The sequence below is a fragment of the Pseudomonas sp. SWRI179 genome (assembly GCF_014268705.1).
GTDB lineage: Bacteria > Pseudomonadota > Gammaproteobacteria > Pseudomonadales > Pseudomonadaceae > Aquipseudomonas > Aquipseudomonas zanjanensis.
In genome coordinates this window covers 174,860-198,491 of the sequence record NZ_JABWRA010000001.1, presented here as the reverse complement: position 1 = coordinate 198,491, position 23,632 = coordinate 174,860, and the positions used below count along the sequence as shown (strand labels likewise).

Here is a 23,632-nt window from a genome sequence, read left to right as displayed (position 1 = left end):
GCAGGCTCGCTCCCACATTGATCTCAACACATCAAACTCACTAAACATCCTCGCCGTGCTGATTGAACTGCAACGCCGCCAACCGCGCATACAGCGCATTGCTGGCTACCAGCTCCTGGTGAGTGCCCACGGCAACCACCTTGCCCTGGTCCATCACCGCGATCCGGTCGGCGTTTTTCACCGTGGCCAGGCGATGGGCAATGACCAGGGTGGTGCGGTTTTTCATCAGGCTAGGCAAGGCTTGCTGGATCAGGTGTTCGCTTTGCGCATCGAGGGCACTGGTGGCTTCGTCCAGCAGCAGGATCGGCGCATCCACCAACAAGGCTCGGGCGATGGCCAGGCGTTGGCGCTGGCCGCCGGACAAGCCCAGGCCGCCGTCGCCCAGGTGAGTCTGGTAGCCGTCGGGCATTTTTTCGATGAAGTCATGGGCATGGGCGATCTGCGCGGCCTCGCGCACCTGTTCGGGCGTCGCCTGCGGATTGCCGTAACGAATGTTTTCTTCGACCGTGCCGAAAAACAGCGCCGGGTTTTGTGAGACCAGGGCGAAGTGCCGGCGCAGGTCCAACGGATCGAGCTGGGTCAACGGCACGTCGTCGATCAGGATCTGCCCTTGCACCGGATCATAGAAACGCAACAGCAAGTCGTAGACCGTCGACTTGCCCGCACCGGAAGGCCCGACGAGGGCCAGGGTCTCGCCGGCCTTGACGCTCAGGTCGAGACCGTCGACCGCGTAACTGTCCGGCCGGGACGGATAGGAAAAACGCACGCCTTCAAGACGTAAATCGCCGCGGACCCGCACCGGCAAGGTCACGAGTCCTGAGGCCGGCGGCTGGATGATGTTCTCCGAACGCAGCAGCTCGGCAATGCGCTCTGCCGCACCGGCCGCCCGCTGCAGCTCGCCGATCACTTCGCTCAGGGTCCCGAAGGCGCTGCCGACGATCAGGCTGTAGAACACGAACGCCGCCAGCTCGCCGCCGGAAATCCGCCCGGCGATCACATCCATACCGCCGACCCAGAGCATTACCCCCACCGCCCCCAGCACCAGCACGATCACCAGGGTGATCAGCCAGGCCCGCTGGGCGATGCGCCTGCGAGCGGTGTGGAAGGCCTGCTCCACTGTCACGGAAAAACGCTGTTCGTCCTGGACCTGATGGTTGTAGGCCTGCACGGTCTTGATCTGGCCGAGAGTTTCGGAGACGTAGCTGCCGACGTCGGCAACACGGTCCTGGCTCTCACGCGACAAGCTGCGCACTCGCCGCCCAAAGATCAGGATCGGCGCCAATACCAGCGGCAGGGCAATCACCACGATGCTGGTCAACTTGGGATTGGTGACGAACAGCAGCACGATGCCCCCCACCACCATCAAGACATTGCGCAAAAACAACGACAGCGACGAACCGATCACCGATTGCAGCAAGGTCGTGTCAGTGGTCAGCCGCGACTGGATTTCCGAACTGCGGTTGTTTTCGTAGAAGCCTGGGTGCAAGTACACCAGATGGTTGAAGACCTGCCGCCGGATATCGGCCACTACCCGCTCGCCGATCCAGGACACCAGGTAAAAACGTGCAAACGTACCGATCGCCAGCCCCACCACCAACACCATGAACAGGCCGATGGATTGATTGAGCAAGTGTGGCGAACGGGTCATGAAGCCCTGGTCCACCAACAAGCGGATGCCCTGGCCCATCGACAAGGTAATGCCGGCAGTGACAATCAAGGCCAGCAACGCGCCGGCGACTTGTTTGCGATAAGGGGCGATGAAGCCGGTGGCCAGGCGTATGGCACGGCGATGTCGAGAAGAAAGCATCAAAGGCGTCCGATAATTCAGCAGGAAAAGGCCGGCCCGCGCGGTCGAAACGCAACGGAACCAGGTTGAATCAGAATGAGTCAGGTTAAATATGACCACGACGACTAGGCGCTAGATGTTATCGGTCTAAAGTCTGGCTGGAAACGCGACTGTGTTTCTGATTGAGTGGAGGTGTCGCCATGAACCTGCAAGGAGTGTCATGGCTCGGTCACCTGGCGACATTAAAGTAGGCACACAACCTGATGAGGAGACAGGCCATGTCCTTGCAACACAGCAGCGACGACAAGATTCAAGTAATCCGCACGCAACCGGACCAATCTCTGGGCTGCTCGTTCATCGATGAACAAGGGCGCGAAGTACCGATCACCGAAGACATGATTCGCAAAGCCTGCGGCGAGTTGGAAAAACGACTGGTCAAGCCTGCCGAACAAAAGTGATACAGCCCGTCTCGATTGAACCCGACCTTGATGTCGGGTTTTTTATGCCGGTTGATTTTGCAGGCTTCTGTGGCCAGGCTCTGTGATCAGGCTCTTGTGGCGAGGGAGCTTGCTCCCGCTGGGTTGCGAAGCAACCCCAATGCCTTGTTGGGGTTCCCAAAAGCGACGACTGCTTCGCAGCCGAGCGGGAGCAAGCTCCCTCGCCACAACAGCGCTCCACGCTATATGGCAGTGGCACCCAGCGCCGTCACGATCTGTTGCAAGGTCGCCGACTGCCCTTCGATACGAACCTTCAAGCTGTCGATTTCCCGCCGTGGCGGATAATGCTTGCGCAAGGCGTCGAACGCGCTGCGTTGCTCGCTGGCCGTGCCCACCAGGCTGCGGCGAAAGTTTGCGTCGTCGCCACGGGGGTCGTACACGCTCCGGCACAGCGCCGCCAAGGCCCAGGCCGGGTCCGTTGCGGCATCCAGGGTGATGCCACCGAGCCAAGGCCGAGGCAACAGGTCGCTGAGGCGGACTTCAACCGGCTGTTCCAGGAAAGCGCACAAGGCCTGGTAGATCTGGGCGGTGCCGCGCTGACGACCATCGAGGCTGTAACCGGCAATGTGGGGGGTGGCGATCACGCATAAGTCTGCCAGGTCCACGTCCACGGTGGGCTCCTGCTCCCAGACATCCAGCACCGCTTGCAGGTCTTCGCGCTCCAGCAACACCTCGCGCAGCGCGGCATTGTCGATCACCGGGCCACGGGCCGCATTGATCAGCCAGGTGCCGGGCTTGAGCTGGTTCAGGCGCGCTTCGTCGAACAGGTGCCAGGTCGGTTGCTCGCCGTCGCGGGTCAACGGGGTGTGCAGGCTGATCACATCGCATTGCTCGATGATCTGTTCCAGGCTCACATAGTCACCGCCCTCGGCGGCCTGACGCGGCGGATCGCAGACCTTGACGGTCCAGCCCAGGCCCTTGAGCAGTTCGATCAACCGCCCGCCCACCTGCCCTGCGCCGACCACGCCGAAGGTCCGCTGCGCGAGCGCCACGCCTTCGATTTCCGCCAGGGTCATCAGGCTGCCCAACACGTAGTCCACCACGCCACGGGCGTTGCAACCGGGTGCGCTGGCCCAGTGAATACCGGCCTCGGCCAGATAATCCAGGTCCAGGTGATCGGTGCCGATGGTGCATGTGCCGACGAAGCGTACCTTGCTACCCTCCAGCAGCGCCCGATTGACCTGGCTGACCGAACGCACCAGCAGCACATCGGCTTGCTCGACCATCGTCCGGTCGATTCCCCGGCCCGGTACCCGGCGGATTTCGCCGAACCCTTGGAAAAACGCATCAAGCAGGGGGATGTTTTCGTCGGCGACGATCAGCATGGCAGAGCTCCTTTGGCGGGAGGGGCAGTGTAGGCGTTCCTCGCCTCGATGGGCCAGTCCATTGCCTCAGTGAACGCGTTTGTGGCGAGGGAGCTTGCTCCCGCTCGGGTGCGAAGCAGCCGCCCGCTTTTTGGCCTGCTTCGCAGTCCAGCGGGAGCAAGCTCCCTCGCCACAGAAACTACCCGGGCAGACGTTGACGATTACAAATCCACAACACAGCTTTTTTCCTGACCACTGCGTCAAGGCGTAGAATTCGCCGCCTTGCGCTAATTTCTCTCGGACGCTTCGCCTGTGAATCCTGTCATCGACTCTCCTGCCACCCTTTCCCGCCCGGCCCGGGTGCGTCTGGAATTCAAGACCCTGCTGGCCTTGGCCGTGCCGATCATGGTGGCGCAACTGGCGACCACCGCCATGGGCTTTGTCGATGCGGTGATGGCCGGTCGGGTCGGCCCACGGGACTTGGCGGCCGTGGCCCTGGGCAACTCGATCTGGGTACCGGTGTTCCTGTTGATGACCGGCACGTTGCTGGCGACCACGCCAAAAGTGGCCCAGCGCTTCGGTGCCGGCACGTTCGACGAAATCGGGCCGCTGGTGCGCCAGGCACTGTGGCTGGCGCTGGTGGTGGGTTTGCTCGCGACCCTGGCGCTGTTCAGCGCCGAACCGATCCTGCACATCATGAAGGTCGATCCCGAATTGATCGGCCCCTGCATGGAATACCTGCGTGGCATCGGCACGGGCCTGCCGGCCGTGGCGCTGTATCACGTGCTGCGCTGCTTCAGCGATGGCCTGGGCCGCACGCGACCGGCAATGGTGCTGGGGCTGTGCGGGCTGGCATTGAACATTCCGCTCAATTACATCTTCATCTACGGGCACCTGGGCGTGCCCGCCATGGGCGGCGTCGGTTGCGGCTGGGCCACGGCCATCGTGATGTGGTTCATGGCCCTGGGCATGGCCGGTTGGGCCCGTTGGGCACCGGCCTATCAGTCGAGTCGGTTGTTCAGCCGTTTCGACTGGCCGCAATGGACAGTGATCAAGCGCCTGCTGGGCATCGGCCTGCCGATTGGCATCGCGGTGTTCGCCGAGTCGAGTATTTTCGCGGTGATCGCGCTGCTGATCGGCAGCCTCGGGGCCACGGTGGTGGCCGGGCACCAGATCGCGCTGAACTTCAGCTCCCTGGTGTTCATGATCCCCTACTCCCTGGGCATGGCTGTCACGGTGCGGGTCGGCCAGGCCTTGGGCCGTCGCCAGCCCCGTGAAGCGCGCTTTGCCGCCGGGGTGGGCATGGGCACGGCCCTGGCGTACGCCTGCCTGTCGGCGAGCCTGATGTTCGCATTGCGCGGGCCTATCGCGGCGATCTATACCGCCGACCCGGTGGTGATCGAAGTGGCCTCGATGCTGATCGTCTACGCGGCGCTGTTCCAGTTTTCCGATGCGATCCAGGTCACGGCGGCAGGCGCGTTGCGCGGCTACCAGGACACCCGTGTGACGATGATCCTGACCCTGTTCGCCTATTGGGGCATCGGCCTGCCGGTGGGCTACGCGCTGGGCCTGACCGACTGGCTCGGCGCGGCCAGCGGCCCGAGCGGGTTGTGGCAAGGCCTGATCGTAGGCCTGAGCTGCGCGGCGCTGATGTTGTCGATCCGCCTGACACGCAGCGCACGCAAGCAGATCCGCGTCAGCCACTCGACGGATTAAGCGAGTTTCTTGCGGATCCAGTAGAGGTAGGTACCAGCCTCTTCCTGCTGGGCCACCAGTTCGTGATCCAGGAACACGCAAAACTTGGGGATGTCGCGGCGAGTCGAGGGGTCGGTGGCGATGACTTTCAACAGGCCACCGGGGGCCAGGTCACGGATGTGCTGGTGCAGCATCATCACCGGTTCCGGGCAATTGAGGCCCGTGGCATCCAGTGTGCCGTCGACCGGCGTGTCGTTCATTTCACTCATGTTCTACTCCTGAAACTGGCCGGCATTGTCGCGCAATGCCGGCGCTCTTAACAGATGTACATCAGCCCTGTGGCGAGGGAGCTTGCTCCCGCTCGGCTGCGAAGCAGTCGTCACTTTAGGAGTCCAACAGGACATTGGGGTTGCTTCGCAACCCAGCGGGAGCAAGCTCCCTCGCCACAAAAGCTCGCTCCATAGCTTCAGCGGGACTTCGGCTTTTTGGTATCCAGCCGCCGCAGATGGCACGTCACTTCCTCGCGGTCGTGGTACAGCTGCTTGCAACCGATTTCAACCTGGATACCCCGGGCCTTGAAACCCTCGGCGATGCGTTCGAGCAGGCGTTTCACCTCGGCATAACGCTGTTTCATAGGCAGCTTGAGGTTGACCACAGCCTCGCGGCAATGCCCTTCGCCAATCCACTCCTCCAGCATCGCCGCGTTGCGCGCGGGCTTTTCGACGATGTCGCAGACCATCCAATCCACCGGCTGCTTGGGCTTGAAGGTGAAGCCGTCCGCCATCAGATGCTGCACCAGGCCGGTATCCATCAGGCTTTCGGCCATCGGGCCGTTGTCGATGGCCGTCACCAGCATGCCGCGGTTGACCAGTTGCCAGGTCCAACCGCCCGGCGCGGCGCCGAGGTCCACGCCGGTCATGTCACTGTGCAGGCGCTCGTCCCACTGGTCCCGGGGGATGAAATGGTGCCAGGCTTCTTCGAGCTTGAGGGTGGAGCGGCTTGGCGCCTCCCGGGGGAACTTGAGGCGCGGGATACCCATCGGCCACATCGCCGAATTATCCGCGTCCGCCAGGCCCAGGAAGACTTCGCGGCCACTCTTGAAGGTCAGCAGCAGGCGCGGCTTGCGCGGATCGTCCACCAACTTGCCAGCCCCGCTCAACGCCTTGCGCAGCGGGCCTTCGAATTTCTTGCAGAAGTTCGACAGTTCCTTGCCGTCATTGGTATCGACCACCTCGAGCCATAAGCTGCCACAGACTGGGAAGCCGCTCATGTGGGCCAGGATGACGCTGATACGGTCGGTTTCCGGCAAGTCAATGAACGTGCCCCGCGCCCACTGGCGCGGGAAAATCAGCTCGGCAAAACGCTGCCCACGCATCAGCCGTTCGGCGCCGTCCTCTTGTGTGCAGACAAATTCGGCGCAGGCGCTGGCCGGCTTGGCCTTGGCATAGCCGGCCACGTTGAGCCGAGCCGCATGTTCGGCGATCTCGGAACAGACCTCGCCTTCGAAGCCCGGCCGGCAGTGCATAAAAAGCGTGTTCATTGAAACTCCGTAGCAAAGCCTGTCACGAAAACCGCCGCATGATAGCGGAGTTCGGAACCGCGAACCTTGCAATAGAGTCCAGTGATTAGTCATACGCTCAAAACAGGGCTAGGTTAAAGGCTCTGTCCGTTCCGTCAGTCCGTAGCCGTGCGGACTCAAAGGAGTGATTTCAATGCCGTCCCTCGATAGCCTGAAAACCCTTAAAACACTGCAAGTCGACGCCAGGACCTACCACTATTTCAGCCTGCCGGATGCCGCCCGAAGCCTGGGCGACCTCGACAAACTGCCCATGTCCTTGAAAGTGCTGCTGGAAAACCTGCTGCGCTGGGAAGATGAAAAAACCGTCACCGGCGCCGACCTCAAGGCCCTGGCCGGTTGGCTCAAGGAGCGCCGCTCCGACCGCGAGATCCAATACCGCCCCGCACGGGTGCTGATGCAAGACTTCACCGGCGTGCCCGCCGTAGTCGACCTGGCCGCCATGCGCGCCGCTGTGGAAAAGGCCGGCGGCGACCCCCAGCGGATCAACCCGCTGTCCCCCGTGGACCTGGTGATCGACCACTCGGTGATGGTGGACAAGTTCGCCAGCCGCCAGGCGTTCGAGCAGAACGTCGACATCGAAATGCAGCGCAACGGCGAACGCTACGCCTTCCTGCGCTGGGGCCAGAGCGCCTTCGACAACTTCAGCGTGGTGCCGCCGGGCACCGGCATCTGTCACCAGGTCAACCTCGAATACCTGGGTCGCACCGTGTGGACCAAAGAGGAAGATGGTCGCACCTACGCCTTCCCCGACACCCTTGTGGGCACCGACTCCCACACCACCATGATCAACGGCCTCGGCGTACTGGGCTGGGGCGTCGGCGGGATCGAGGCGGAAGCAGCGATGCTGGGTCAACCGGTGTCGATGCTGATTCCCGAAGTCGTTGGCTTCAAACTCGTCGGCAAACTGCGCGAAGGCATCACCGCCACCGACCTGGTGCTGACCGTCACGCAGATGCTGCGCAAGAAAGGCGTGGTGGGCAAATTCGTCGAGTTTTATGGCGATGGTCTGGCGGACCTGCCCTTGGCCGACCGCGCCACCATTGCCAACATGGCCCCGGAATACGGCGCCACCTGCGGGTTCTTCCCGGTGGATGACGTGACATTGGACTACCTGCGCCTGTCCGGGCGTCCGGCTGACACCGTGAAGCTGGTGGAGGCCTACTGCAAGGCCCAGGGCCTGTGGCGTCTGCCCGGCCAGGAACCGGTGTTCACCGATACGCTGGAACTGGACATGGGCAGCGTCGAAGCCAGCCTCGCCGGCCCTAAACGCCCTCAGGACCGGGTCTCGCTGCCCAATGTCGGCCAGGCCTTCAGCGACTTCCTGGGGTTGCAGGTCAAACCCACCAGTAAGGAAGAAGGCCGCCTGGAAAGTGAAGGCGGCGGTGGCGTCGCGGTGGGCAACGCCGACCAGGTAGGCGAAGCCGAGTACGAATACGAAGGCCACACCCATCGCCTGAAAAACGGCGCGGTGGTGATTGCCGCGATCACCTCGTGCACCAACACCTCCAACCCCAGCGTCATGATGGCCGCCGGGCTGCTGGCGAAAAAAGCCGTGGAAAAAGGCTTGGTTCGCAAGCCTTGGGTCAAGAGCTCCCTGGCACCGGGCTCCAAGGTGGTCACCGATTACTACAACGCGGCCGGCCTGACCGAATACCTGGATAAACTCGGTTTCGACCTGGTGGGCTATGGTTGCACCACCTGCATTGGCAACTCCGGGCCGTTGCCGGACCCCATCGAGAAAGCCATCCAGAAAGCCGATCTCACCGTGGCCTCGGTCTTGTCGGGCAACCGCAACTTCGAAGGCCGAGTGCACCCACTGGTGAAGACCAACTGGCTGGCCTCGCCGCCATTGGTGGTCGCCTATGCCCTGGCCGGCACGGTGCGCATCGACATCAGTAGCGAGCCGCTGGGCAACGACCGGGACGGCAAACCGGTGTACCTGCGGGACATCTGGCCCAGCAGCCAGGAAGTCGCCGCCGCCGTGGCCCAGGTCAATACCAGCATGTTCCACAAGGAGTACGCCGCTGTGTTTGCCGGTGACGAGCAATGGCAGGCTATCGAGGTGCCGCAAGCGGCCACCTATGTCTGGCAGGACGATTCGACCTATATCCAGCATCCACCGTTCTTCGACGACATCGGCGGGCCGCCACCGGCGGTCAGGAACGTCGAGGGCGCCCGAGTGCTGGCCCTGCTGGGGGACTCGGTAACCACCGACCACATCTCCCCGGCCGGTAACATCAAGACCGACAGCCCGGCCGGTCGTTACCTGCGCGAACAGGGCGTGGAGCCACGGGACTTCAACTCCTACGGTTCACGGCGTGGCAACCATCAGGTGATGATGCGCGGCACCTTCGCCAACATCCGCATCCGCAACGAAATGCTCGACGGCGAAGAAGGCGGCAATACGATCTACATTCCCAATGGCGAACGCATGCCGATCTACGACGCCGCCATGCTGTACCAGGCCGCGGGCACGCCGCTGGTGGTGATCGCCGGCCAGGAATATGGCACCGGGTCGAGCCGGGACTGGGCGGCCAAGGGCACCAATCTGTTGGGGGTCAAGGCGGTGATCGCAGAAAGCTTCGAGCGCATCCATCGCTCCAACCTGGTGGGCATGGGCGTGCTGCCGTTGCAGTTCAAGCTCGACCAGAACCGCAAGAGCCTGAACCTCACGGGCAAGGAAACCCTGGACATCCTCGGGCTCAATGACGTCGAACTGACGCCGCGCATGAACTTACCCTTGGTCATCACCCGGGAGGATGGCAGCCAGGAGCGAATCGAAGTGCTGTGTCGGATCGATACCTTGAATGAAGTGGAGTATTTCAAGGCCGGCGGGATTCTTCACTATGTCTTGCGACAATTGATTGCTGCTTGAAATTGTGGGAGCGGGCTTGCTCGCGAAGGCAGTGAAACAGTCAACATTGATGCTGCCAGGCACACCGCTTTCGCGAGCAAGCCCGCTCCCACAGGTTCTGCGGCTCGCTGACTGTTATTCACCTCTTAACGGGCGATGTTTTGTATCGACCCGCCTATAATCCCGCCGGCACCCACACAACCGCGCCAGCCAACTGCTTGCCCCTCCTGCGCATGAATCTGCATGGACACAAATGTGCTCTTTGCGCGACACAGTGGCGTCGAAGACCCGACGGCCGCCCTCGCCCAGAGTTCTCCCGCTAAAAGGATGTTGTATGCCCGCTCTATCCTGGCTTCACCTGGCCCTTCTTTCCACCGGCTATGGCTTGTCGCTGCTCTACGGCCAGTTGGCCTGGACCGCGGCCATCTCGGTTGCGCTGCTGCTGTTCGCCGGGTATGCGGTTCGCCAGCAACAGACACCGGTTGGCCAGTTTCTCGGGCATGCGCTGTTCATTGTCATGGCCCTGGCATTGGCCCTGCACTGGATGCCTGGCTTCTTCAACGGCCGGGCCATCGCCCCCCAGCGTTTGACCGATGATGCCGTGCCGTTTGCCATGTACCTGAACCAGGACAAGCCGCTGATCGGTTTCTGGCTATTGCTGGCCTGCCCCTGGATCGTCGGCCGGCGCTCACTGCGCCTGTCCGTCCAGGCCACGGCACTGGGCTTGGGGCTGAGCGCGGTGCTGGCCCTCGGCGGGGCTGTGCTGCTGGGCATGGTCCACTGGGCGCCGAAGTGGCCGGATCACGCCTGGTTGTGGACCGCTAATAATCTTTTATTGGTCACGATCGTGGAGGAAGCGCTGTTTCGTGGCTACATTCAGGGGGGGTTGAGTCGACGCTTCAAACATTTGGCCCAGGGCGACAACCTGGCGCTGCTCCTGGCCTCGCTGCTGTTCGGCCTGGTGCATGCCGGCGCGGGCTGGCAGTGGGTGCTGTTGTCGGGCCTGGCGGGCGTCGGTTACGGCCTGGCGTATCGTTTTGGCGGTCTGGGCGCGGCGGTCGCTACGCATTTTCTGCTCAACCTGCTTCATTTCGCCCTCTTTACCTACCCGATGCTGGCGTGATAGCGACAGGCAAAAATAACTTCAACTAAAACCTGACGACGCCGACAACCTTTCAAAGCCTTGCGGATCTACACACCATGCGTAACAACCAACCCGTCACACAACGCGAAAGGACCTTCCCGGCCCAGCAACGATTGATTTCCACCACCGACACCAAGGGTGTGATCACTTACTGCAACGATGCTTTCGTTGAAGTCAGCGGGTATTCGAAGGAAGAACTGATCCGTGCGCCGCACAATCTCGTGCGCCATCCCGATGTCCCCTCCGCCGTGTTCGCGCACATGTGGGGCACACTGAAACAAGGCTTGCCATGGATGGGCATCGTCAAGAATCGCTGCAAGAGCGGTGACCATTACTGGGTCAACGCCTATGTCACGCCCGTGTTCGAGGGCAATCAGGTGGTCGGCTACGAGTCGGTGCGGGTCAAGCCCACCGCCGAGCAGATCGGCCGCGCCGAAGCCCTCTATCAACGCATCAACCAGGGCAAGTCCGCAGTGCCGGGCAGCGACAAGTGGTTGCCGATACTGCAGGACTGGCTGCCGTTCATCCTGGTCAGCCAGCTGGGCTTCGTCGTCGGCGCGTTTCTGAATTCTTCCTGGGGCTTTGCCCTGGCTGCCCTGCTGTCGGTGCCCTTGGGGCTGATGGGCCTGCAATGGCAGCAACGCGGGATCAAGCGCCTGCTGCGCCTGGCCGAACAAACCACCTCCGACCCGCTGATCGCGCGGATGTACACCGACAGCCGCGGCGTCCAGGCACGCCTGGAGATGTCGATCCTCAGCCAGCAAGCGCGCCTGAAAACCTGCCTGACCCGCCTGCAGGACACCGCCGAACACCTCAACGACCAGGCTCGCCAGTCCAATACCCTGGCCCACGACAGCTCCAGCGGCCTGGAACGTCAGCGGGTGGAAACCGAACAGGTCGCCACGGCCGTCAACCAGATGGCGGCAACTACCCAGGAGGTCGCCAGCCACGTGCAGCGCACCGCCGATGCCACCCAGGAAGCCAATCGCCTGACCAGCCGCGGCCGCGACATCGCCGGGGAAACCCGCGAAGCCATCGAGCGGCTATCGGTGGTGGTCGGTGAGACCGGTCAAACCGTCACCCAACTGGCCAAGGACAGCGACGAGATCGGTGGCGTGGTCGACGTGATCAAAGGCATCGCCGACCAGACCAACCTGCTGGCCCTCAACGCCGCCATCGAAGCGGCCCGTGCCGGCGAGATGGGCCGCGGCTTTGCCGTGGTGGCCGACGAGGTAAGGCAACTGGCGCAACGCACGAGCGAGTCCACCGGGCAGATCCACGCGCTGATCGCCAAGCTCCAGCAGACCGCCACCAACGCCGTGCAAACCATGGACGCCGGCAACCGCCAGGCCGAAGAAGGCGTGGCGCGAGTCATGGAAGCGGACCAGGCGTTGGTGGGCATCAGCGAAGCCGTGGCGCATATCACGGACATGGCCACCCAGATCGCCGCTGCCACCGAGGAACAAAGCTCAGTGGCCGAGGAGATCAGCCGCAACATCAGCAACATCTCGGAACTGGCCGACCAGACTTCGGGACAGGCCCACAGCTCGGCGCTGCTCAGCGAAGAGCTGACCCGGACAGCCAATACGCAGTATTCGTTGGTGGAGCGGTTCAACCGCTGATAGATGCCTGCCCAGTAAAAAACCGGGAAGGTGTTGCTCCCCGGTTTTTTATTGCCAATTCAAAAGTGGTGTCGCGTTATGAACCATCTTCGCGAGCAAGCCCGCTCCCACAGGGGATTGCAGTTGTTCATGCGAACGCATTCTAAAATGTGGGAGCGGGCTTGCTCGCGAAGAGGCCAGGACAGACGCTATCAATCCTGAAGAAACGCCGCCACCGTTCTCGCCGCCGCCTCCAAATGCTGCTCATGACTGAACCCCGAAACCTTCAGCGGCTTGAGGTCATGATCCCCCGCCACCAACCACAACACCTCGATGCTGGGTGACAAGGTGTAGCCCTGCACCGCCTCCCGATTACCCAACGCATCCCGCTCGCCCTGGACAATCAACGTGCGGGTCTTCAATGCCGCCAGATGCTCGACCCGCGGTTTCTCCGGCTTGCCCACCGCGTAGAAGGGATAGCCCAGGCATACCAGCGCATCGGCGCCCAGCTCATCGGCCAGCAGGCTCGCCATGCGCCCCCCCATGGACTTGCCGCCAATGGCCAGCCGCCCAGCGACATAAGGCCGCACCTTGGCGTACACCTCTCGCCAGCATTCGAGCAGCTTGGGCGCCGGGTTCGGTGGACGCTTGCCGCCATCCAGACGCCGCTGGGCCATGTAGGGAAACTCGAAGCGCAACACGTTGACGCCTTGTGCGGCAAGACGTGCGGCCATTTCCTCCATGAAGCCGCTGTCCATCGGCGCACCGGCACCGTGGGCCAGGATCAGGGTCGGTGGTTCGGCGCACACCCCGGGCCGCGCGGCCGTCCACAACCAGCCATGTTGCTCCACGCAACGCGCCCATTGATCCCCGTCAATACTGGCCTTGTGCTGTTTGTCCATGCTTGCCTCGCTTTTAGTCTGCCTATAACTCCAGGCGAAGGACGCCGCACTGCCTTGCGCAGGCGCTCACTTCGGCTGAACCGTGGATGGGGAACCATGAACACTTCTATCAGTACCGCCTACAACTACAAGGTGGTCCGCCAATTCGCCATTATGACGGTGGTGTGGGGCATCGTCGGCATGGGGCTCGGGGTTTTTCTCGCAGCCCAATTGGTCTGGCCGCAGCTCAACTTCGATTTGCCCTGGACCAGCTTCGGCCGCCTGCGCCCGCTGCACACCAACGCGGTGATCTTCGCCTTCGGCGGCTGCGCGTTGTTTGCCAGTTCGTTCTACTCGGTGCAACGCACCTGCCAAACCCAGCTGTTTGCGCCGAAAATCGCCGCGTTCTGCTTCTGGGGCTGGCAACTGGTGATCCTGCTGGCGGCCATCAGCCTGCCGCTGGGCTACACCAGTTCCAAGGAGTACGCCGAACTGGAATGGCCGATCGACATCCTGATCACCATCGTCTGGGTCGCCTACGCCATTGTGTTCTTCGGCACCGTGGCCAAGCGCAACACCAAGCACATCTATGTCGGTAACTGGTTCTTCGGCGGGTTCATCCTGACCGTGGCGATCCTGCACATCGTCAACAACCTGGAACTGCCGGTGAGCTGGACCAAGTCCTACTCGGTGTACGCCGGGGCCACGGACGCGATGGTGCAATGGTGGTACGGGCACAACGCCGTAGGCTTTTTCCTCACCGCAGGCTTCCTGGGGATGATGTATTACTTCGTGCCGAAGCAGGCCGAACGCCCGGTGTATTCCTATCGCCTCTCCATCGTCCACTTCTGGGCGCTGATCACCCTGTACATCTGGGCCGGCCCGCACCACCTGCACTACACCGCGCTGCCGGACTGGGCACAGTCCCTGGGCATGGTGATGTCGCTGATCCTGCTGGCACCGAGCTGGGGCGGCATGATCAACGGCATGATGACCCTCTCGGGCGCCTGGCATAAGTTGCGCAGCGACCCGATCCTGCGGTTCCTGGTGGTGTCCCTGGCGTTCTACGGCATGTCGACCTTCGAAGGTCCGATGATGGCGATCAAGACCGTCAACGCCCTCTCCCACTACACCGACTGGACCATCGGCCACGTGCATGCCGGCGCGCTCGGCTGGGTGGCGATGATTTCCATCGGCGCGCTGTACCACATGATCCCGAAAGTCTTCGGCCGGCCACAGATGCACAGCATCGGCCTGATCAACGCGCACTTCTGGCTCGCAACCATCGGCACCGTGCTCTACATCGCCTCGATGTGGGTCAACGGCATCGCCCAGGGCCTGATGTGGCGGGCGGTGAACGAGGACGGCACGCTCACCTATTCCTTCGTCGAAACCCTGGTGGCCAGCCACCCAGGCTTCGTCGTGCGGTTGGCGGGCGGGGCGATCTTCCTCATCGGCATGCTGCTGATGGCCTACAACACCTGGCGCACCGTGCGGGCCTACCAGCCTGCCGAAGCCGCCGCTGCCGCGCAGATGGCCTGAGGAGTCCGCCATGAAACACGAAACAATCGAAAAAAACGTCGGCCTGCTGATGCTGCTGATGGTCCTGGCCGTGAGCATTGGCGGCCTGACCCAGATCGTGCCGCTGTTCTTCCAGGACGTGACCAACAAGCCGGTGGACGGCATGAAGCCCTACACCGCCCTGCAACTGGAAGGCCGCGACATTTACATCCGTGAAGGCTGCGTCGGCTGCCACTCGCAGATGATCCGTCCGTTCCGCGCCGAGACCGAGCGCTACGGCCACTACTCCGTCGCTGGCGAAAGTGTCTGGGATCACCCGTTCCTGTGGGGTTCCAAGCGTACCGGGCCAGACCTGGCACGGGTCGGCGCGCGCTACTCCGATGATTGGCACCGCGCCCACTTGTACAACCCGCGCAACGTCGTGCCGGAGTCGAAAATGCCGGCCTACCCCTGGCTGGTGGCCCAGGCCGTGGACAGCAGCCACACCGAAGGCAAGCTGCGCGCCATGCGCACCCTCGGCGTGCCGTACACCGACGACGACATCGCAGGCAGCGTGGCCTCGCTCAAGGGCAAGACCGAAATGGACGCGCTGGTGGCCTACCTGCAAGTGCTCGGCACTGCCATCAAGAGCAAGAGGTGAGCCTGATGTTCTTTGAAATGAGCACTGGAATGATCCGTGGGCTGGGCACCGTCGTGGTGTTCATCGCCTTCATCGGCCTGATCCTGTGGGTGTTCAGCAGCAAGCGCGGACCGGAGTTCGCCCAGGCGCGCCTGCTGCCGTTCGCCGACGAGCCACCCGCCGATCTCACCCCCCAAGACCCTGCAACAAGGAGTACCCGGCCATGACCACCTTCTGGAGTACGTGGATCTGCGTACTGACCCTCGGCAGCCTCATCGGCCTGACCTGGCTGCTGATCGGCACCCGCAAGGGCGAGACCAAGGGCAGCGTCGACCAGACCATGGGCCACAGCTTCGACGGCATCGAGGAATACGACAACCCACTGCCGCAGTGGTGGTTCCTGTTGTTCGCCGGCACCCTGGTGTTTTCCGTCGGTTACCTGGTCCTCTACCCGGGCCTGGGCAACTGGAAAGGCATCCTGCCCGGGTACGAGAACGGCTGGACCGGCGCCCATGAATGGGAAAAGGAAATGGCCAAGGCCGACGCCAAGTTCGGGCCGATCTTCGCCAAGTTCGCTGCCATGCCCGTGGAAGAAGTCGCCAAGGACCCACAGGCCTTGAAGATGGGTGGCCGCCTGTTCGCCTCCAACTGCTCGGTCTGCCACGGCTCGGACGCCAAGGGCGCCTTCGGCTTCCCGAACCTGGCCGACAGCAACTGGCGCTGGGGCGGCGGCGCCGAGACCATCAAGGCGACCATCATGGGCGGGCGCATGGCGGCGATGCCGGCCTGGGGCGAAGTGCTGGGGGAGTCCGGGGTCAAGAACGTGGCCGCCTATGTTCGCCACGACCTGGCCGGCCTGCCTTTGCCGGCGGACAGCGGTGCCGACCTGCAAGCCGGCCAGCAGGCCTTCAACACCACCTGCGTTGCCTGCCACGGCGCCAACGGCCAGGGCACCGAAGCCATGGGGGCGCCGAACCTGACGCAACCGGCCGGCTTCATCTACGGCACCAGCCTGACCCAGTTGCAGCAGACCATTCGCCATGGACGCCAAGGCCACATGCCGGCACAGAATGAGTTGCTGGGCAATGACAAGGTGCAACTGCTCGCGGCTTATGTCTACAGCCTGTCCCAGGGTGTCGGCACCGAGCGCCTGCAAGCGGAACACAAAAGCGAATAAATCCTGACCACACGAACAGCCGCATTCATCTGGATGCGGCTGTTCCGTGCCCCTGCGCGACTCATTGTCGCACCCTCCCATAGTCTTTCTTTCGGTTCCCCTGAATCAGGTCTAAGCTTGCCTTTGCGTGCGCTGGCGACTGCCGGTTTCAGGTCGATCCGACCCGATGCGTTCGACAATCGTTCGACAAAAAGGCCGCAAAGGCAGGTGAATACCGGCCGTTGCGACAGTTGCCTGGCATCACCCGAACGCCGTGTTCGAACACACCCCGTTACAACCGACCTGCCCCCCTCGCCTCTTTCCTTCGTTGCGACATTTTGCCGAGGGCCAATTTTGTCCCTACACCGAACAGGGAAAGGCCGCAGAATCAGCTTTGGAAAGCATTGACCCAGGTCATGGCGCGTTGCAATGACCCCCCGCTTTCTCCATACTTGCGACCGATTTTTATCCTAATAAAACACCCAAACCGTGGAACCTTAGAATGAGCACAGCAATCAGTCCGACTGCTTATAACTATAAGGTAGTCCGCCAGTTCGCCATCATGACGGTGGTCTGGGGGATCCTTGGCATGGGGCTCGGTGTCTTCATCGCCTCGCAACTGGTCTGGCCGGAGTTGAACTTCGATCTGCCATGGACGACATTTGGACGCCTGCGCCCGCTGCACACCAACCTGGTGATCTTCGCCTTCGGTGGTTGTGCGTTGTTTGCCACTTCTTACTACGTCGTGCAGCGAACCTGCCAAACGCGACTGATTTCCGACAGCCTCGCCGCCTTCACCTTCTGGGGTTGGCAAGCGGTGATCGTCGGCGCGATCGTGACCTTGCCAATGGGTTTCACCACCACCAAGGAATACGCGGAACTGGAATGGCCCCTGGCTATCCTGCTGGCGATCGTCTGGGTGACCTACGGTTTGGTGTTCTTCGGCACCATCGTCAAGCGCAAGACCAAGCACATCTACGTCGGTAACTGGTTCTACGGTGCCTTCATCGTCGTGACCGCCATGCTGCACATCGTCAACCACGCCTCCCTGCCGGTCAGCTTCTTCAAGTCGTACTCGGCCTATTCGGGCGCGACCGACGCGATGATCCAGTGGTGGTACGGCCACAACGCCGTGGGGTTCTTCCTGACCACCGGCTTCTTGGGGATGATGTACTACTTCGTGCCGAAACAGGCCGAGCGTCCGATCTATTCCTATCGCCTGTCCATCGTCCACTTCTGGGCGCTGATCACCCTGTACATCTGGGCCGGCCCGCACCACCTGCACTACACCGCACTGCCAGACTGGGCACAATCCCTGGGCATGGCGATGTCGATCATCCTGCTGGCGCCAAGCTGGGGCGGCATGATCAACGGCATGATGACCCTGTCGGGTGCCTGGCATAAATTGCGCACCGACCCGATCCTGCGCTTCCTGGTGGTATCCCTGGCGTTCTACGGCATGTCGACCTTCGAAGGCCCGATGATGGCCATCAAGACCGTCAACTCCCTGAGCCACTACACCGACTGGACCATCGGCCACGTACACGCCGGTGCACTCGGTTGGGTTGCGATGATTTCCATCGGCGCCATCTACCACATGATCCCGAAACTGTTCGGTCGTGCGCAGATGCACAGCACCGGCCTGATCAACGCGCACTTCTGGCTCGCGACCATCGGCACCGTGCTCTACATCGCCTCGATGTGGGTCAACGGCATCACCCAAGGCCTGATGTGGCGTGCGATCAACGACGACGGCACCCTGACCTATTCGTTCGTCGAAGCGCTGCAAGCCAGCCACCCTGGCTTCATCGTGCGTGCCCTGGGCGGCGCGTTCTTCGCCAGCGGCATGCTGTTCATGGCCTACAACGTGTACCGCACCGTTCGTGCCTCTGACCCGGCTGAAGCTGAAGCCGCCGCCAAGATCGCCGTAGTTGGAGCTCACTGATGAAGCACGAAGCAGTAGAGAAGAATATCGGCCTGCTGGCCTTCTTCATGGTCATCGCCGTGAGCATCGGCGGCCTGACCCAGATCGTTCCGCTGTTCTTCCAGGATGTGACCAACAAGCCGGTCGAAGGCATGAAGCCGCGTACCGCCCTTGAACTGGAAGGCCGTGACATCTATATCGCCAACGGCTGTGTCGGCTGCCACTCGCAGATGATCCGTCCGTTCCGCGCCGAGACCGAACGCTACGGCCACTACTCCGTTGCCGGCGAAAGCGTCTGGGACCACCCGTTCCTGTGGGGTTCCAAGCGTACCGGCCCGGACCTGGCCCGCGTTGGCGGCCGCTACTCCGACGACTGGCAGCGTGCGCACTTGTACAACCCGCGCAACGTGGTGCCTGAGTCGAAAATGCCGGCCTACCCGTTCCTCGTAGAAAACAAGCTCGACGGCAAAGACACCGCCAAGAAAATGGAAGTCCTGCGTGCCTTGGGCGTGCCTTACACCGACGAAGACATCGCCGGTGCCAGGGATGCCGTCAAGGGCAAGACTGAAATGGACGCGCTGGTGGCCTATCTGCAAGGCCTGGGCACCATCATCAAAAGCAAACGGTGATTTAGATGGATATCGGGATGATTCGTGGCCTGGGCACCGTCGTCGTGATGGTGGCCTTCATTGGTCTGGCCCTGTGGGTGTTCAGCCCCAAGCGCAAGTCGGAGTTTGACGACGCGACCTTGCTGCCGTTCGCGGATGATCCCGAAGCCATCAAGCACGTCGAGCAAGCTTCTAGGAGTAACAAAGAATGACTACATTCTGGAGTCTGTACGTCACAGTCCTCAGCCTGGGAACGATCTTCGCCCTGACCTGGCTGCTGCTGTCGACCCGCAAGGGCCAGCGCAGCGAAGCCACCGAAGAGACGGTTGGCCACTCCTTCGACGGGATCGAGGAGTACGACAACCCGCTGCCGAAATGGTGGTTCATGCTGTTCGTGGGCACCATCATTTTCGCCCTCGGTTACCTGGTGCTCTACCCTGGCCTGGGCAACTGGAAAGGCCTGCTGCCAGGCTATAACTACCTGGACACCGAAAAGCAGACCGCCTTCGCCAACGGCCAGACCGGCTGGACAGGCGTTCATGAGTGGGAAAAGGAAATGGCGCGCTCAGACGCCAAGTTCGGTCCGATCTTCGCCAAGTTCGCCTCCATGCCGATCGAAGAAGTCGCCAAGGACCCGCAAGCCCTGAAGATGGGTGGCCGCCTGTTCGCCTCCAACTGCTCGGTTTGCCATGGTTCCGACGCCAAGGGTGCCTACGGTTTCCCGAACCTGACCGACGCCGACTGGCGCTGGGGCGGTGAGCCGGAAACCATCAAGACCACCATCATGGGCGGCCGTCACGCCGTGATGCCGGGCTGGGCTGCCGTGGTGGGCGAACAAGGCGTGGCCGACGTGGCCGCCTACCTGGTGACCGGTCTGCACGGTCGCAAACTGCCCGAAGGCGCCAAGGCCGATCCGGCCAACGGTCAGAAACTGTTCGCGGCCAACTGCGTGGCCTGCCACGGTCCTGCCGGCAAGGGCACGCCCGCCATGGGCGCACCTGACCTGACACATCCAGCGGGCTTCATCTACGGTTCGAGCTTCGCTCAACTGCAGCAGACCATCCGCTACGGTCGCCAGGGCCAGATGCCGGCCCAGGCCGACCTGCAAGGCAACGACAAGGTCCACCTGCTGGCGGCCTATGTCTACAGCCTGTCTCACGGCGAAAAGGCTCCGGCCGCTGACGCCCAGTAAGACAAGTCGCTGATACACGAAAGGCCCCGCCAATCCGATTGGCGGGGCCTTTTTATTACCGGCGGGAAAACCTGGGCAAAGCTGTTGCGCTTGCGGCCTCTCCACACCAGTAGTAACGTGCCTACATTCGAACTGAACATGAGGGCACGCCCATGTCCATCACCACCCTCTCCAGCCGTGAATTCAACCACGACACAAGTGGTGCCAAAAAAGCCACCCGCGAAGGGCCGGTGATCATCACCGACCGTGGCAAGCCGGCCCATGTGCTGCTAAGCATTGAGGAGTACCAGAAACTGACCGGCCTCGGCACCAGCATTGTCGAGTTGCTGCTCATGCCCGATGCGCCGGACATCGACTTCGAGACCGAGCGCGCCGTCATCACGCCTCGCTCGGTGGACCTGTCCTGAATGTTTCTACTCGATACCAACGTCATTTCCGAACTGCGCAAATCCCAGGCAGACAAGAACGTCCAGGCCTGGGCGCGCAGCGTTCCCGCGCCCAGCCTGTACGTCTCGGCGATTACCGTACTGGAACTGGAAACCGGCGTGCTGCGCTTTGAACGCAAGGACCCGACGCAGGGTGGTCGCCTGCGGGCCTGGCTGGATGATCATGTGCTGCCGGCCTTTGCCGGCAGGATCCTGGCCGTGGACCGTGCCGTCGCGCTGCGCTGCGCTCGCCTGCATGTGCCTGACCGCAGCAATGAATGTGATGCATTGATCGCCGCGACCGCGCTGGTCCATGGGTTGACCGTGGTGACCCGCAACGTGAGTGATTTCCAGGGCTGCGGCGTGGCGGTGCTCAATCCGTGGGTTGGCTGATGTCTATTTGGCAGTCACTACAAGGTGGCCTTTTTGTGGCGAGGGAGCTTGCTCCCGCTGGGTGGCGAAGCCGCCCCAGAAAATCGCCAGGCTTTTCCAGGTCAGACCGCACCCGCCTGATTTACGACGGCTGCGCCGCCGAGCGGGAGCAAGCTCCCTCGCCACAGAAGGCCTCCTCGCCACGAACAGGGGAGCCCTCAGAACGTGGCCTTCGTTTCGCCAACGCCATCGACTGTCTATAGTCAATTGATCTGGATCATGACTTGTTACATCCGCTACACCATTAGACCCAGACCCCCAACGCGACCAAAGGTCGCACCCTTGGGCTAGAGCGACAGGCGTATCATTGCGCCACCGCAACACCCTTTCTGACCGTGGTCGGCACGTACTGGCCCCGGCACTTTTCCACTGCCGTGGGATGCATTTGATGAGTAACCAGATTCCGGTACATGACGTCACTCCGCCTGCCAAGGACGCGAACAAAAGCGTCGACCTGTATGCCTCTCGGGAAAAAATCTACACGCGCGCCTTCACTGGCCTGTTCCGCAACCTGCGAATGGTCGGCGGCGCGCTATTGTTCCTGCTGTATTTCGGTACGGTCTGGTTGAACTGGGGCGGCCATCAGGCCGTCTGGTGGAACCTGCCGGAACGCAAGTTCTTCATTTTCGGCGCGACCTTCTGGCCCCAGGATTTCATCCTGCTGTCCGGGATGTTGATCATTGCCGCCTTTGGCCTGTTTTTCATCACGGTCTATGCCGGACGAGTGTGGTGTGGCTACACCTGCCCCCAGAGCGTGTGGACGTGGATCTTCATGTGGTGCGAAAAAGTCACCGAAGGCGACCGCAATCAGCGTATCAAGCTCGACAAGGCCCCCATGGGCGCCAACAAATTCCTGCGCAAGTTCGCCAAGCACAGCCTGTGGCTGCTGATCGGCTTCGTCACCGGCGTGACCTTTGTCGGTTACTTCACGCCAATCCGCGAACTGGTGTTCGAGTTCTTTACCGGCCAGGCCGATGGCTGGTCGTATTTCTGGATCGGCTTCTTCACCCTCGCCACCTACGGCAATGCCGGCTGGCTGCGTGAACAGGTGTGCATCTATATGTGCCCTTACGCGCGCTTCCAGAGCGTGATGTTCGACAAGGACACCCTGATCGTTTCCTACGACCCGCGTCGTGGCGAAAGCCGTGGCCCGCGCAAGAAGGGCGTTGATTACAAAGCCCTGGGCCTCGGGGATTGCATCGACTGCACCATGTGCGTCCAGGTCTGCCCTACGGGCATCGATATCCGTGACGGCCTGCAGATCGAGTGCATCGGCTGCGCGGCCTGCATCGATGCCTGCGACAACATCATGGACAAGATGGATTATCCACGCGGCCTGATCAGCTACACCACCGAACACAACCTTTCGGGGCAGAAAACCCATAAACTGCGCCCGCGCCTGATCGGTTATGCCTTGGTGCTGCTGACCATGATGAGCCTGTTGGCGACGGCGTTCTTCATGCGCTCGCTGGTGGGTTTCGACGTCAGCAAGGACCGCGTGCTCTACCGCGAAAACGCCGAAGGCCGGATCGAGAACGTCTACAGCCTGAAGATCATGAACAAAGACCAGCGCGACCATACGTACGTCCTGGAAGCCGCCGGCCTGCCCGACCTCAAGCTGCAAGGTCGGCGGGAAATCAAGGTCGCGGCCGGCGAGATCTACAGCCAGCCGGTTGAACTGTCCAGCGCACCGGAGCAACTGCCATCGAGCACCAACGAGGTGACCTTCATCCTCAAGGACGCCGATGACGAAAGCGTACATGTCGAAGCCAAGAGCCGGTTCATCGGCCCACAAACTCGTTGAGAGAACTGAACATGCCTGCAGCAACCGCCACCAGCCCTTGGTACAAGCACCTCTGGCCCTGGATCATCATCGCGATCCTGACCTGCTCGGTGACACTGAGCCTGACGATGGTGACCATTGCGGTGAAGAACCCGGATAACCTGGTCAACGACAACTATTACGAAGCCGGCAAGGGCATCAACCGCTCGCTGGAGCGCGAATTGCTCGCCCAGACCCTGCAACTGCATGCCAACGTGCAACTGGATGACGTTACCGGCGAAGTGAACCTGCGCCTGAACGGCAACAGCCGGCCCCAGACCCTGGAACTGAGCCTGATCTCGCCGACCCAGCCGGAGAAGGACCGCAAGATCGTCCTGACCCGCAACGACAGCGAACCGGGACGCTACGTCGGTCAGCTGACGGACAAGATCGAAGGCCGGCGCTTTGTCGAATTGCTGGGGGTGGAGAACGACAAGACCTGGCGCCTGTTCGAAGAAGAACAGATCAACCACGACCAGGACATCCTGCTCGGCGATGAGCCGCTGCAAGGCGCTGAAGACCTGAAAAAATAAGCCGCTTTTGTGGCGAGGGAGCTTGCTCCCGCTGGGTCGCGAAGCGGCCCTGTTTTTTG

General features: G+C 62.0%; 22 protein-coding genes. 17 read left to right on the top strand and 5 right to left on the bottom strand.

Annotated features, from left to right (window positions below; all coding sequences use genetic code 11):
• Positions 1–40: 40 nt before the first annotated feature.
• Positions 41–1,807, bottom strand: a complete 1,767-nt coding sequence (locus tag HU767_RS00835; RefSeq protein WP_186728212.1) for an ABC transporter transmembrane domain-containing protein — start codon at positions 1,805–1,807, stop codon at positions 41–43.
• Positions 1,808–2,064: 257 nt separating this feature from the next.
• Between HU767_RS00835 and HU767_RS00830 the strand changes: the two genes are divergently transcribed.
• Positions 2,065–2,244, top strand: a complete 180-nt coding sequence (locus HU767_RS00830; RefSeq protein ID WP_186705236.1) for a PA1571 family protein — start codon at positions 2,065–2,067, stop codon at positions 2,242–2,244.
• A 221-nt stretch (positions 2,245–2,465) separates the two neighbouring features.
• On the opposite strand, the gene pdxB is transcribed toward HU767_RS00830, so the two are convergent.
• Complete coding sequence (gene pdxB / locus HU767_RS00825) at positions 2,466–3,608, bottom strand: 4-phosphoerythronate dehydrogenase PdxB (protein ID WP_186728211.1); 1,143 nt, start codon at positions 3,606–3,608, stop codon at positions 2,466–2,468.
• Positions 3,609–3,899: 291 nt separating this feature from the next.
• Between pdxB and HU767_RS00820 the strand changes: the two genes are divergently transcribed.
• Positions 3,900–5,303, top strand: coding sequence for an MATE family efflux transporter (locus HU767_RS00820; protein WP_346343453.1), 1,404 nt, complete (start codon positions 3,900–3,902; stop codon positions 5,301–5,303).
• Here HU767_RS00820 and tusA read toward each other — a convergent pair.
• Both tusA and rlmM read right to left on the bottom strand, forming a co-directional pair.
• Positions 5,300–5,551 carry a sulfurtransferase TusA gene (gene tusA / locus HU767_RS00815; RefSeq protein WP_003183455.1) on the bottom strand — a complete coding sequence of 84 codons (252 nt, stop codon included), beginning with the start codon at positions 5,549–5,551 and terminating at the stop codon, positions 5,300–5,302. The genes HU767_RS00820 and tusA overlap by 4 nt on opposite strands.
• 197 nt (positions 5,552–5,748) lie before the next feature.
• Positions 5,749–6,822 carry a 23S rRNA (cytidine(2498)-2'-O)-methyltransferase RlmM gene (gene rlmM / locus HU767_RS00810; RefSeq protein WP_186728209.1) on the bottom strand — a complete coding sequence of 358 codons (1,074 nt, stop codon included), beginning with the start codon at positions 6,820–6,822 and terminating at the stop codon, positions 5,749–5,751.
• 172 nt (positions 6,823–6,994) lie between these two features.
• Here rlmM and acnA point away from each other — a divergent pair, with 172 nt between their 5' ends.
• The 3 genes from acnA to HU767_RS00795 all read left to right on the top strand — a co-directional run bounded on the left by acnA (position 6,995) and on the right by HU767_RS00795 (position 12,481).
• Complete coding sequence (gene acnA / locus HU767_RS00805) at positions 6,995–9,736, top strand: aconitate hydratase AcnA (protein WP_186728208.1); 2,742 nt, start codon at positions 6,995–6,997, stop codon at positions 9,734–9,736.
• Positions 9,737–10,049: 313 nt separating this feature from the next.
• Positions 10,050–10,838, top strand: coding sequence for a CPBP family intramembrane glutamic endopeptidase (locus tag HU767_RS00800; protein ID WP_186728206.1), 789 nt, complete (start codon positions 10,050–10,052; stop codon positions 10,836–10,838).
• A 77-nt stretch (positions 10,839–10,915) separates the two neighbouring features.
• Entirely contained in the window at positions 10,916–12,481 is a 1,566-nt protein-coding gene (locus HU767_RS00795) for a PAS domain-containing methyl-accepting chemotaxis protein (protein ID WP_186705241.1), read from the top strand.
• Between the two features lie 191 nt (positions 12,482–12,672).
• Here the strand turns inward: HU767_RS00795 and HU767_RS00790 are convergent, their stop codons facing one another.
• A complete protein-coding gene (locus HU767_RS00790; protein ID WP_225917553.1) occupies positions 12,673–13,362 on the bottom strand; it encodes an alpha/beta family hydrolase in 690 nt (229 codons plus the stop codon).
• A gap of 96 nt (positions 13,363–13,458) precedes the next feature.
• On the opposite strand from HU767_RS00790, the gene ccoN (HU767_RS00785) reads away from it, so the two are divergent.
• The 12 genes from ccoN (HU767_RS00785) (at position 13,459) to HU767_RS00730 (ending at position 23,573) form a co-directional block, all read left to right on the top strand.
• A complete protein-coding gene (gene ccoN / locus HU767_RS00785) occupies positions 13,459–14,883 on the top strand; it encodes a cytochrome-c oxidase, cbb3-type subunit I (RefSeq protein WP_186705242.1) in 1,425 nt (474 codons plus the stop codon).
• A 10-nt stretch (positions 14,884–14,893) separates the two neighbouring features.
• Positions 14,894–15,502, top strand: a complete 609-nt coding sequence (ccoO, locus tag HU767_RS00780) for a cytochrome-c oxidase, cbb3-type subunit II (protein ID WP_053120686.1) — start codon at positions 14,894–14,896, stop codon at positions 15,500–15,502.
• 5 nt (positions 15,503–15,507) lie between these two features.
• Complete coding sequence (locus HU767_RS00775) at positions 15,508–15,708, top strand: cbb3-type cytochrome c oxidase subunit 3 (RefSeq protein ID WP_186705243.1); 201 nt, start codon at positions 15,508–15,510, stop codon at positions 15,706–15,708.
• Positions 15,705–16,658: a cytochrome-c oxidase, cbb3-type subunit III gene (ccoP, locus tag HU767_RS00770; RefSeq protein WP_186728205.1), complete on the top strand. Its 954-nt coding sequence runs from the start codon at positions 15,705–15,707 to the stop codon at positions 16,656–16,658. The genes HU767_RS00775 and ccoP (HU767_RS00770) overlap by 4 nt, the downstream gene beginning before the upstream one ends.
• A 481-nt stretch (positions 16,659–17,139) precedes the next feature.
• Positions 17,140–18,582 (top strand): cytochrome-c oxidase, cbb3-type subunit I, encoded by a 1,443-nt coding sequence (gene ccoN / locus HU767_RS00765; RefSeq protein ID WP_053120682.1) that lies wholly within the window; start codon positions 17,140–17,142, stop codon positions 18,580–18,582.
• Positions 18,582–19,190, top strand: coding sequence for a cytochrome-c oxidase, cbb3-type subunit II (gene ccoO / locus HU767_RS00760; protein WP_072407855.1), 609 nt, complete (start codon positions 18,582–18,584; stop codon positions 19,188–19,190). Before ccoN (HU767_RS00765) ends, ccoO (HU767_RS00760) begins: the two co-directional genes overlap by 1 nt.
• A gap of 5 nt (positions 19,191–19,195) precedes the next feature.
• A complete protein-coding gene (locus tag HU767_RS00755; RefSeq protein WP_003183474.1) occupies positions 19,196–19,381 on the top strand; it encodes a CcoQ/FixQ family Cbb3-type cytochrome c oxidase assembly chaperone in 186 nt (61 codons plus the stop codon).
• Positions 19,378–20,361 carry a cytochrome-c oxidase, cbb3-type subunit III gene (gene ccoP, locus HU767_RS00750; protein ID WP_186705245.1) on the top strand — a complete coding sequence of 328 codons (984 nt, stop codon included), beginning with the start codon at positions 19,378–19,380 and terminating at the stop codon, positions 20,359–20,361. Before HU767_RS00755 ends, ccoP (HU767_RS00750) begins: the two co-directional genes overlap by 4 nt.
• A gap of 152 nt (positions 20,362–20,513) precedes the next feature.
• Positions 20,514–20,768, top strand: a complete 255-nt coding sequence (locus HU767_RS00745) for a type II toxin-antitoxin system Phd/YefM family antitoxin (protein WP_186705246.1) — start codon at positions 20,514–20,516, stop codon at positions 20,766–20,768.
• The gene (locus HU767_RS00740) at positions 20,769–21,179 is read left to right on the top strand and encodes a type II toxin-antitoxin system VapC family toxin (protein WP_186728204.1); all 411 of its coding nucleotides are present in this window, start codon (positions 20,769–20,771) and stop codon (positions 21,177–21,179) included.
• A gap of 427 nt (positions 21,180–21,606) precedes the next feature.
• Positions 21,607–23,022, top strand: coding sequence for a cytochrome c oxidase accessory protein CcoG (ccoG, locus tag HU767_RS00735; protein ID WP_046065276.1), 1,416 nt, complete (start codon positions 21,607–21,609; stop codon positions 23,020–23,022).
• Positions 23,023–23,033: 11 nt separating this feature from the next.
• Positions 23,034–23,573 carry a FixH family protein gene (locus tag HU767_RS00730; protein ID WP_014339383.1) on the top strand — a complete coding sequence of 180 codons (540 nt, stop codon included), beginning with the start codon at positions 23,034–23,036 and terminating at the stop codon, positions 23,571–23,573.
• The last annotated feature ends 59 nt before the right edge of the window (positions 23,574–23,632 follow it).

Coding starts and splice junctions, on each gene's coding strand:
- HU767_RS00835 (WP_186728212.1), bottom strand. CDS start 1,807: ATGCTTTCTTCTCGACATCGCCGTGCCATACGCCTGGCCACCGGCTTC.
- HU767_RS00830 (WP_186705236.1), top strand. CDS start 2,065: ATGTCCTTGCAACACAGCAGCGACGACAAGATTCAAGTAATCCGCACG.
- pdxB (WP_186728211.1), bottom strand. CDS start 3,608: ATGCTGATCGTCGCCGACGAAAACATCCCCCTGCTTGATGCGTTTTTC.
- tusA (WP_003183455.1), bottom strand. CDS start 5,551: ATGAGTGAAATGAACGACACGCCGGTCGACGGCACACTGGATGCCACG.
- rlmM (WP_186728209.1), bottom strand. CDS start 6,822: ATGAACACGCTTTTTATGCACTGCCGGCCGGGCTTCGAAGGCGAGGTC.
- acnA (WP_186728208.1), top strand. CDS start 6,995: ATGCCGTCCCTCGATAGCCTGAAAACCCTTAAAACACTGCAAGTCGAC.
- HU767_RS00800 (WP_186728206.1), top strand. CDS start 10,050: ATGCCCGCTCTATCCTGGCTTCACCTGGCCCTTCTTTCCACCGGCTAT.
- HU767_RS00795 (WP_186705241.1), top strand. CDS start 10,916: ATGCGTAACAACCAACCCGTCACACAACGCGAAAGGACCTTCCCGGCC.
- HU767_RS00790 (WP_225917553.1), bottom strand. CDS start 13,362: ATGGACAAACAGCACAAGGCCAGTATTGACGGGGATCAATGGGCGCGT.
- ccoN (WP_186705242.1), top strand. CDS start 13,459: ATGAACACTTCTATCAGTACCGCCTACAACTACAAGGTGGTCCGCCAA.
- ccoO (WP_053120686.1), top strand. CDS start 14,894: ATGAAACACGAAACAATCGAAAAAAACGTCGGCCTGCTGATGCTGCTG.
- HU767_RS00775 (WP_186705243.1), top strand. CDS start 15,508: ATGTTCTTTGAAATGAGCACTGGAATGATCCGTGGGCTGGGCACCGTC.
- ccoP (WP_186728205.1), top strand. CDS start 15,705: ATGACCACCTTCTGGAGTACGTGGATCTGCGTACTGACCCTCGGCAGC.
- ccoN (WP_053120682.1), top strand. CDS start 17,140: ATGAGCACAGCAATCAGTCCGACTGCTTATAACTATAAGGTAGTCCGC.
- ccoO (WP_072407855.1), top strand. CDS start 18,582: ATGAAGCACGAAGCAGTAGAGAAGAATATCGGCCTGCTGGCCTTCTTC.
- HU767_RS00755 (WP_003183474.1), top strand. CDS start 19,196: ATGGATATCGGGATGATTCGTGGCCTGGGCACCGTCGTCGTGATGGTG.
- ccoP (WP_186705245.1), top strand. CDS start 19,378: ATGACTACATTCTGGAGTCTGTACGTCACAGTCCTCAGCCTGGGAACG.
- HU767_RS00745 (WP_186705246.1), top strand. CDS start 20,514: ATGTCCATCACCACCCTCTCCAGCCGTGAATTCAACCACGACACAAGT.
- HU767_RS00740 (WP_186728204.1), top strand. CDS start 20,769: ATGTTTCTACTCGATACCAACGTCATTTCCGAACTGCGCAAATCCCAG.
- ccoG (WP_046065276.1), top strand. CDS start 21,607: ATGAGTAACCAGATTCCGGTACATGACGTCACTCCGCCTGCCAAGGAC.
- HU767_RS00730 (WP_014339383.1), top strand. CDS start 23,034: ATGCCTGCAGCAACCGCCACCAGCCCTTGGTACAAGCACCTCTGGCCC.